This is a genomic window from Acinetobacter sp. YH12099, assembly GCF_013419195.1.
Lineage (GTDB): Bacteria > Pseudomonadota > Gammaproteobacteria > Pseudomonadales > Moraxellaceae > Acinetobacter > Acinetobacter towneri.
Window position 1 is genome coordinate 331,044 of the sequence record NZ_VPAP01000001.1, and the last position, 9,921, is coordinate 340,964.

General features: G+C 42.4%; 6 protein-coding genes. 4 read left to right on the forward strand and 2 right to left on the reverse strand.

Features of this window, described 5'->3' with window-relative positions; all coding sequences use genetic code 11:
* Positions 1-2: 2 nt before the first annotated feature.
* Positions 3-641 carry a Fe-S biogenesis protein NfuA gene (nfuA, locus tag FTU39_RS01645; RefSeq protein WP_096900978.1) on the reverse strand — a complete coding sequence of 213 codons (639 nt, stop codon included), beginning with the start codon at positions 639-641 and terminating at the stop codon, positions 3-5.
* Positions 642-798: 157 nt separating this feature from the next.
* Between nfuA and FTU39_RS01650 the strand changes: the two genes are divergently transcribed.
* The 3 genes from FTU39_RS01650 (at position 799) to FTU39_RS01660 (ending at position 3,728) form a co-directional block, all read left to right on the forward strand.
* Positions 799-1,416 carry a rhomboid family intramembrane serine protease gene (locus FTU39_RS01650; RefSeq protein WP_004972041.1) on the forward strand — a complete coding sequence of 206 codons (618 nt, stop codon included), beginning with the start codon at positions 799-801 and terminating at the stop codon, positions 1,414-1,416.
* A 317-nt stretch (positions 1,417-1,733) separates the two neighbouring features.
* Positions 1,734-1,928: a hypothetical protein gene (locus tag FTU39_RS01655; protein WP_004972042.1), complete on the forward strand. Its 195-nt coding sequence runs from the start codon at positions 1,734-1,736 to the stop codon at positions 1,926-1,928.
* 252 nt (positions 1,929-2,180) lie between these two features.
* Positions 2,181-3,728 (forward strand): hypothetical protein, encoded by a 1,548-nt coding sequence (locus FTU39_RS01660; RefSeq protein WP_004972044.1) that lies wholly within the window; start codon positions 2,181-2,183, stop codon positions 3,726-3,728.
* A 128-nt stretch (positions 3,729-3,856) separates the two neighbouring features.
* On the opposite strand, the gene FTU39_RS01665 is transcribed toward FTU39_RS01660, so the two are convergent.
* On the reverse strand, positions 3,857-5,473 hold the full coding sequence (locus FTU39_RS01665) for an inorganic phosphate transporter (RefSeq protein ID WP_004972047.1): 1,617 nt from the start codon (positions 5,471-5,473) through the stop codon (positions 3,857-3,859).
* A 497-nt stretch (positions 5,474-5,970) separates the two neighbouring features.
* Between FTU39_RS01665 and metH the strand changes: the two genes are divergently transcribed.
* Positions 5,971-9,660 (forward strand): methionine synthase, encoded by a 3,690-nt coding sequence (metH, locus tag FTU39_RS01670; RefSeq protein WP_180051638.1) that lies wholly within the window; start codon positions 5,971-5,973, stop codon positions 9,658-9,660.
* Positions 9,661-9,921: the final 261 nt, after the last annotated feature.

A 9,921-nucleotide genomic window follows, 5' to 3' on the forward strand; every position in this document is an offset into this window, starting at 1 on the left:
GCTTATTTAAAATAAGCACCTTCAGATTGACTGTGGTCAGTCTGATCCACCACACGCATCAATTCAGGTACGTGTTGTTTCAAGGTTGTTTCAACACCTTGCTTTAAAGTCACATCAATCGCTGAACATCCTTGGCAACCGCCACCAAATTTCAATACTGCAGTTAAGCCGTGTTCTTCATCTTCAACCACTTCAACCAAAGCACAGTTACCACCATGCCCTGCTAAACCTGGGTTAATTTCAGACTGTAAAACATAAGTAATGCGTTCTTCTACCGAAGCATCTGGGCCTACGCGTGGCACTTTTGAGTTCGGTGCACGGAAAGTCAATTGACCACCAAAACGGTCTTTGTTGTAGTCAATTACGGCATCCAATAAATACGGAATAGACGGCGTATCAATAAATGCAGGAAAGTCTGGATATTCCTGTTTGTAGTCTGTAGGTACAACTTCATCGGGCGCACTATAAGCCATGCAACATTCAGCACGCGGTGTACCAGGATTTTCCACAAAAACACGCACACCAATACCCGGTGTATTTTGCTTTGCCAATAAATCCTTCAAATACTCTTGAGCAGTTGGCGTAATCAATAAGTTTGGAATTTCATCTACAACTGCTGTGCTGCTGTTCTCAGTCGACATAACAATAATTTCCTCAAGCTGAAGTGGCTATTTTAACTGAAGATGCGGGGGAATAAAAAAAAATCAACCAAAATTGTCGGATTTATTCCTAAAGTTCGACTCAAACTCAGTTTTGATGCATTATTACAGCAGAATTCAAGTAAAAGAATAGGCGTTTATGCTCGATTTACCTTTTAATCATACCGTGACCATTATCATTATTACGGTCATTGTGTCTATGTTGGCGTTTTCCAAACAAGAATTAATGAATCGTCTGATTTTTTGGCCGCCTGCTATGCAACGTGGTCAATATGACCGCTTCATTACCCATGGTTTTGTGCATGCCGATGGTGCGCATTTGCTGTTCAATATGATTACCCTGTTTTTCTTTGGCAGCATTATTGAAAGTTTTTATCGCCAATACGTCTATGATTTAGGCTTTGTTTTATTCTATTTGGGTGGTTTAATCGCCGCGATTATTCCAAGTTATTTAAAGCATAAAAATGACCATCGTTGGGCCAGCTTAGGCGCATCTGGTGCTGTATCTGCGGTGTTGTTTGCCTATATTTTGTTTGAGCCGTGGAAGTTGATTTTCGTGTTCTTTATTCCAGTGCCTGCCATTATTTTTGCAATACTGTATGTAGCGTATAGCATTTGGTCGGGTAAACGCGGCAATTCCAATATTAATCACAGTGCGCATTTATGGGGTGCGGCCTATGGTGTGATTGTGACTATTTTAATTGAACCACGCATCTTGCCTCACTTCCTGAATAAACTGGCGCAACTGCCGTTTTAACTTTTAAAACTATAACGACTCGGTACATCTACCACTGAGTCGTTGCTACTTTAAAGAATTTTCAAATCCGTCAATAGACTGCTTTCATAAATCCGCTTAACACCATCATTTATTGCCTCTCATCTTCAGCCTCTCTCATTGGGAAAAACGACTTTCAATCGTCATTTTATGAACTGCTGATAAGTATTTTTGATTGATGAAAGCATCTGAATGATCCAATACAGCATAAAGCACACAACAAATAACATGCAGTTACTCGACAAGCACTTATACTAAGAATATAAAGACTAAAACTATCAAGCAATCAGGAGTCAGCCATGAAAAAGTTTGCACTTCTAAGCGCCCTGTTACTCAGTCTAGGATTAAGCGCCTGTGCCGTACATACCCCTGAAGGCAGTGTGGTGATTGATCCTGACCGCACGATCTACCCGAAAGGCTATTATCCACACCAACATCCGCATGGTGATGGTGATTTTTGTCCTCCAGGTCAGGCGAAAAAAGGACGTTGTTAAGCTGTTGGTCTGAGTGAATAAAACATTGTTGATACAGCATCAGACTCATTTATGATTCGAACCTAGACATTTAAACACTAACCTTTAAATCTCAACAACATTTCATTCACATTAAAAACCTTTACACTTCGTGAAGGTTTTTTTATTCAAATTTCACTCAATTTTGGTAGTTTTTGCTACCCCATATCGCAACTTGGCATAGATAATGTATACATCTGTATATTAATTTCAATTTAGTTTGCGAGTTTTTGCATGTCCACTTCTTACGATGGCTTACAGTTTCCAATTCATCCAGAAAATCATAAACCCAGCACCTCAAGCACGGGCAAACAAATTATTGCCGAAGCCTTAGCCACAGTCGATCATCAAAGCTCAGTCGATGCTTTGGCAGAAAAAAACTGGCGTAAACACTATCCAAAATACTTTAAAGCCCTCGTGACCAATGGTATTCGTGAACAAGCTAACGCAATTCAAATTGCAGAAGATGGTTTAAGAAAAGCGCATCAAAGTTTTGAGTTTTATCGTCATGAGCAAAAATATGTGCTGAAAGATGTCATGCTCTTGCCTACTGAAACTTTACATACCTTTAAATTACAAGGCAGCAGCCAAGCAGCACCCGAATGGTATGTGCCGTATCGTGGGCAAAAGTTACAAGGTCAAGCTCTACTAGATCAAATTGCAATTTGGCTAGCAGCAGGCATTATTGAACCAAGTCATGCCGAAGCGTTAAATGCTGCAATGGCGCATCCTGAATGGTTTGATTTGTCTGACCGTAACATGGTGCTATTTGGTGCAGCTTCAGAAGCAGGGCCACTCACATGGTTAGCCAAATGGAAAGCCAATATTATTGCAGTCGATTTACCAAATAGCCGTGTGTGGAATAAAATTTTAAGCACTGTGCAACAAGGCAATGCCACCTTATATGCACCCAGTACAACACAACTCGCGGCAGATACCCCACTTGATATTTTAACAGAACAGTTGGGTGCAAATCTACTGACACAAACCCCAGAAATTGCACAATGGTTAGCTCAAAAACCTGAAACGCTAGATTTAGCAGCCATTGCCTATTTAGATGGTGAAAAACACGTGCGTGTTGCGATGGCGATGGATGCCATTATGCAATATGTCAGCGAACACAAAGCTGATAGCAGCCTTATGTTTATGTGTACCCCAACCGATGTTTATGCCGTTCCTGAAGAAGTGATTAGCGCATCGGCAGAGAAGTTTCAGCAGCGTTCACAAGGGCAAAAGCTACTCACCAAAAGTATTGAAACCATTTCACGCAGTCATTTCTTCCAAAAGAATCTGCATAATTTAATTGCTTCAGACAATGGTCAACATTATGGTATTGCCGACTGTTTGGTGGTTGAACAAGGGCCAAACTATGCTTTAGCAAAACGCATCCAGCAATGGCGTGCAATTTTAGCGCGTCATCAAGGACAGCATGTCAGCATCAATATTGCACCTTCGACCACCACACACTCTGTGACCAAAAATCCATTACTCAAAGCAGCATTTAGTGGCGCAAGTTTGTTTGATGTTGAAGCATTTAGCCCTGAAACCACCAATGCGATTATGGCGGCATTGTGGATTCATGACTTACGCAATCCAAACTCGGCAGCCAATCCTGAAGTGAAACTTGAGCATCCGCTCGAATTGATGATGGAAGGTGCGAACCATGGTGGATTGTGGCGCGTGGCGTATTTGGCACGAACGGCCCTACCTTTCGCTGCGCTCTATGGCTTTGCTGCAGATAAATTACCACTGGACAAAGTCATCCAAAAATTTAAAAAGTAATGTAAACCGCTAATCTATCTATTCAAAAACTTGCCTGCAAATATTTCTCTAGACTGATCTGCAGGTATAAAAAAAGCGCTGTATCATCACAGCGCTTTTTTCAACCACTCAAAAAAGTTGAGAATGGATTAAAACACTTTTAAGAACAACCAGAACAAGCTACCCGATAAACAAATTGTCGCAGGTAAAGTGAAAATCCAAGCCGAAAGAATTGTACGCACCATTTGGAAATTCAGACCCGATTTATTTGCCACCATGGTACCTGCCACCGCACTGTTCAGTACGTGTGTAGTTGAAACTGGCATCCCCAAACCATCTGCAGCAGCAATAGTTGACATTGCCACAAGCTCGGCAGACATACCTTGACCATAAGTCATGTGCTGCTTACCGATACGTTCACCAACAGTCACCACAATACGTTTCCAGCCGACCATCGTACCCAAGCCTAGTGCTAAGGCAACGGCAACTTTGACCCAAGTTGGAATGTATTGTAAGAATGAATCTAAATGGCTGCGGTAGCTTTTAACCACTTTTTTCTGTTCTTCCGACATTTCAGGCAAGGCATTGGCTTTGTCTAAACGCTTGAATGAAGTCGTGCTTAAATACATATCATTACGCATTTCTGCTACTTCAGCTTCAGGCACATCTTTCAAGTTGCCATATTGACCCACACGCTCACCCAAATGGTCAGTTAAGCTTGCCAAAGCAGGCACGACTTCAGGGGTAATTTCTTTGGTCTGAATATAGCTAGTGATGACCTGACGTGCTTTTTCATCTGGCATATCGACATGTTGTGCATAAATCACATCAGCTGTTTGCGTTGAAAGCTGTTGGAACGATTGAATGTGGTTTTGGTCTAACTCTTTATTTAACGAGTACGCCAACGGCACAATCCCGATCAAAATCAACATGATTAAACCCATGCCCTTTTGACCATCGTTTGAACCATGCGCAAAACTTACCCCAGTACAAGTAAAAATTAGAATGGCACGAATCAGTGGTGGTGGTGGCTTATTGCCTTCAGGTGGCTGGAACAACTCCATTTGTTTCTTGAAGATTTTTTTCACCAAGAAGAACAAAATCGCAGCAAAGGCAAAACCAATCAGTGGCGAGAACAATAAAGCCTTGCCCACTTTCATGACTTGTTCCATGTCTACGCCACTTGCACCCGCACCTGAGTTCAGCAAGTAGTTCATAATCCCCACACCTAAAATCGAACCGATTAAAGTGTGCGAACTTGAAGCAGGAATACCGAAAAACCACGTTCCTAAGTTCCAGACAATCGCGGCAATCAACATGGCAAAAACCATGGCAAAGCCTGCGCCTGAACCGACATTCATAATCAATTCGACTGGAAGTAAGGCAATAATACCGTAGGCAACTGCGCCACTGGCGACCATCACCCCAAGGAAGTTACAGAAACCCGCCCACATTACTGCCACAGGTGCAGACAGGGCATTGGTATAAATAACCGTTGCCACTGCGTTAGCTGTGTCGTGGAAACCATTCACAAATTCAAAGCCTAAGGCAATGAATAAAGCGGTCGCCAATAAAATCACCGAGTACATGCTTAGCGCAGGCACGTGGGATAAGTCCGCAGACAATTGGAAACCAATATAAATAAGGGTAGAAACGATGATCGTTAAAAACACCGGCATAAAAAATTTCGGTGTAGGCACATGAACATTGGTCGATTTAGTGGTCGACTTGTGTGCTGAATCTACAGGAGTTGGATTAGAATTCATGCAAGCAGAAAAGAGGATTTAAAATCCCCTTATTGTTCAATTAAATTGTGACAATTATATGACAAAGAGCTGCTATATAAAGCAACTTTCATACTTTATTTTCACACTTTAAGCTGTTTTTTTTGTGCATAAAATTAAAATTAACATTTAAATTTAAACACTTAGAATAAATAAACCTACTTTTCTTATGCCATTCTCTCAAATTTAGATTGTTACACCTTTGTCATATTTGCCTAAAATTTCAGACAAAATTTACCGTGAGCCAATTTTGCCTGAGCAATATGACAAAGCGATGACGCATCAAAGTAAAATCAAAATTAGAATGTTCCTCATCACAACTTTTATTTAGGTTCAAAAGCTACAGCAAAATCCTAAAAATACTGCTTTATGCACTATTTTTACGACTTCCACTCTCTCTGGTCGCTTCAAGTGCACGAAAGCCGTGCGAACTCTGCTAAAATAGCGCTCATTTCGGATTCAGTCATAAAGGGTTTTTTATGTCCACGCTTACCACCCTGAAAGCGCTTCTTGCCCAAAGAATTTTAATTATCGATGGTGCTATGGGTACTATGATTCAACGCCATCAATTGGAAGAAGCCGATTATCGTGGTGAGCGTTTTGCAGATTGGGCACATGACCTCAAAGGCAACAATGATTTATTGGTACTGACCCAACCGCACATTATTCAGGGTATTCACGAAGCCTACTTAGATGCGGGTGCAGACATTATTGAAACCAACAGCTTTAACGGCACACGCGTTTCTATGTCTGACTATCACATGGAAGATTTGGTTCCAGAAATTAACCGCGAAGCAGCGCGTTTAGCCAAAGCTGCCTGTGAAAAATATTCAACACCAGACAAACCACGTTTTGTGGCAGGTGTACTTGGGCCAACATCGCGTACCTGTTCAATTTCACCAAATGTAAACGACCCTGCATTTCGTAACATTAGCTTTGATGCACTCAAAGAAAACTATATTGAAGCTGCGCATGCCTTAATTGAAGGTGGTGCAGATATCCTGCTCATTGAAACTGTATTTGACACCTTAAACTGTAAAGCTGCGATTTTTGCGGTCAAAGAAGTGTTTAAACAGCTCGGGCGTGAATTGCCGTTGATGATTTCAGGTACCATTACCGATGCTTCAGGACGTACCTTAACGGGTCAAACTGCAGAAGCTTTCTGGAACTCGGTACGTCATGGCGATTTACTTTCAATTGGTTTTAACTGTGCTTTGGGCGCAGATGCCATGCGTCCACACGTTAAAACCGTTTCAGACGTTGCCGATGTGTTTGTTTCTGCACACCCGAACGCGGGCTTACCCAACGCATTTGGTGGTTATGATGAAACGCCTGAAGAAACCGCAGCTTTCCTCAAAGAATTTGCTGAAAGCGGCTTGATCAATATTACAGGCGGTTGCTGTGGTACAACGCCTGATCATATCCGCGCGATTTACAATGCGGTAAAAGACATTCCACCGCGTAAAATTCCAGAGATTAAACCTGCATGCCGTTTAAGTGGTTTAGAACCATTTAACATTTATGATGACTCTTTATTTGTAAACGTGGGCGAACGTACCAACGTCACAGGTTCTAAAAAATTCCTGCGTTTAATTCGTGAAGAAAACTTTGCCGAAGCCTTAGATGTTGCTCGTCAACAGGTAGAAAGCGGTGCGCAAATCATCGACATCAACATGGATGAAGGCATGCTCGATTCAGAAGGTGCGATGGTGCACTTCCTGAACTTGGTGGCATCTGAGCCTGATATTTCTCGCGTACCTATCATGATTGACTCCTCTAAATGGGAAATCATTGAAGCAGGCTTGAAATGCGTACAAGGTAAAGCCATTGTCAACTCTATTTCCTTAAAAGAAGGTTATGACGAGTTTGTCGAAAAAGCCCGCCTCTGCCGCCAATACGGCGCAGCTGTCATTGTTATGGCCTTTGACGAAGTCGGACAAGCCGATACTGTGGCACGTAAGCGCGAAATTTGTAAACGCTCTTATGACGTTTTGGTCAATGATGTTGGCTTCCCTGCCGAAGACATTATTTTTGATCCGAACGTGTTTGCAGTTGCGACAGGTATTGAAGAACACAACAACTACGCAGTCGATTTTATTGAAGCCACAGGCTGGATTAAACAAAACCTGCCGCATGCCATGATTTCAGGCGGTGTATCGAACGTATCTTTCTCATTCCGTGGTAACGAACCTGTACGTGAAGCCATTCACGCGGTATTCCTATATCACGCTATTCAGCAAGGCATGACCATGGGGATTGTCAACGCAGGTCAGTTGGCAATTTACGATGACATCCCGAAAGAACTGAAAGAAGCAGTTGAAGCCGTTATTCTGAACCAGAACCAAGGTGAAAGCGGTCAGGATGCCACAGAAAAACTGCTAGAAGTGGCAGAAAAATATCGTGGTCAATCAGGCGCACAAAAAGCCGAAGAAAACTTAGAATGGCGTAGTGAATCTGTCGAAAAACGTCTTGAGTACGCTTTAGTTAAAGGCATCACCACCTTTATTAATGAAGACACCGAAGAAGCGCGCCTGAAAGCCAAACGTCCATTAGATGTGATTGAAGGCCCGTTGATGGATGGCATGAACGTGGTCGGTGACTTGTTTGGTGCAGGTAAAATGTTCCTGCCACAAGTGGTGAAATCTGCCCGTGTGATGAAACAAGCCGTTGCATGGCTCAACCCGTACATCGAAGCTGAAAAAACCGAAGGTCAGTCTAAAGGTAAAGTCTTGATGGCAACGGTAAAAGGTGACGTTCACGACATTGGTAAAAATATTGTGGGCGTAGTCTTGGGCTGTAATGGATACGATATTGTCGATCTCGGTGTGATGGTACCTGCAGAAAAAATCCTGCAAACTGCCATTGACGAAAAAGTCGATATCATTGGCTTGTCTGGTCTGATTACCCCATCTTTAGATGAAATGGTTTTTGTTGCCAAAGAAATGCAGCGTAAAGGCTTTAACATTCCATTGTTGATTGGTGGCGCAACCACATCTAAAGCACATACTGCAGTTAAAATTGATCCACAGTTCTCAAACGATGCTGTCATTTACGTTGCCGATGCTTCGCGTGCCGTTGGTGTTGCGACAACCTTACTCTCTCCTGAAATGAAACCTGCTTTTGTTGCAGAGCACCGTGCGGAATACGCTAAAATTCGTGAACGTATTGCCAATAAGCAACCAAAAGCTGCGAAATTGTCGTATGCAGAAGCCATCGACAATGGTTTGAAAATTGATTGGGACAACTATACGCCTGCAGTACCAAACTTAATTGGAACTCAAGTGCTGACTAATTATCCGCTTGAAACCTTGTTGCCATACTTTGACTGGACACCATTCTTTATTTCTTGGAGTTTGGCGGGCAAATTCCCGAAAATTCTGGAAGATGAAGTGGTGGGCGAAGCTGCAACCGACTTATATAACCAAGCGCAAGCCATGCTCAAAGATATTATTGCAAATAATCGCTTTGATGCACGTGCAGTCTTTGGGATTTACCCTGCCAACCGTTCTGCGGCAGATTCAGTACAAGTATATGATGCAGCACGTAATCAAGTAACGCATACCTTCCATCATATTCGTCAACAGTCAGACAAAGTCACAGGTAAACCAAACTTGTCTTTGGCAGACTTTGTCGCAACTACAGAGCAAGGGCAAGATTACTTGGGCGGCTTTACCGTGTCGATTTTTGGTGCGGAAGAAATGGCCAATGAGTTTAAAGCCAAAGGCGATGACTATTCTGCCATTTTGGTGCAGTCTTTGGGTGACCGTTTTGCAGAAGCATTTGCAGAGCATTTGCATGAGCGTATTCGTAAAGAATTCTGGGGCTATCAGCCGAATGAGCAGCTAAGTAATGAAGAGCTAATTAAAGAGAAATATGTGGGGATTCGTCCTGCACCAGGCTACCCTGCTTGCCCTGAGCACTCTGAAAAAGCCACACTGTTTAACTGGTTAGGTTCGACTGAAAAGATTGGCACACAGCTGACCAGCAGCTTTGCGATGTGGCCGCCTTCATCTGTGAGTGGCTTCTACTATGCCAACCCTGCTTCTGAGTACTTTAACGCAGGTAAAATCTCGTTAGATCAGCTTGAAGATTACGCACAGCGTAAAGGCTGGAGTTTAGATGAAGCGAAGCGTTGGTTAGCTCCAAACTTGGATGATTCGATTAATTAATTGCTTTATGCCGCTTGGGTAGTACATCGGCCCATGCGCTCTACATAATGTCATTTCAAAAACCAGTGAATTGTAAAATTCACTGGTTTTTTGTTAAAAGGAAGTTTTAGCTAAATTGCATCAAATTATTGGAAGGTAATCCTCCCTAAAAATAATTGAGTTTAAAAGTAGAAAATCGAATAACCTTGATTTAAGGAGATTTTCTATGAAAACATCTAAGTATTCAGACAGCTTGATCATGAGTATCTTGAAGCAAGCTGA

Coding starts and splice junctions, on each gene's coding strand:
- FTU39_RS01655 (WP_004972042.1), top strand. CDS start 1,734: ATGAAAAAGTTTGCACTTCTAAGCGCCCTGTTACTCAGTCTAGGATTA.
- FTU39_RS01650 (WP_004972041.1), top strand. CDS start 799: ATGCTCGATTTACCTTTTAATCATACCGTGACCATTATCATTATTACG.
- FTU39_RS01660 (WP_004972044.1), top strand. CDS start 2,181: ATGTCCACTTCTTACGATGGCTTACAGTTTCCAATTCATCCAGAAAAT.
- metH (WP_180051638.1), top strand. CDS start 5,971: ATGTCCACGCTTACCACCCTGAAAGCGCTTCTTGCCCAAAGAATTTTA.
- FTU39_RS01665 (WP_004972047.1), bottom strand. CDS start 5,473: ATGAATTCTAATCCAACTCCTGTAGATTCAGCACACAAGTCGACCACT.
- nfuA (WP_096900978.1), bottom strand. CDS start 641: ATGTCGACTGAGAACAGCAGCACAGCAGTTGTAGATGAAATTCCAAAC.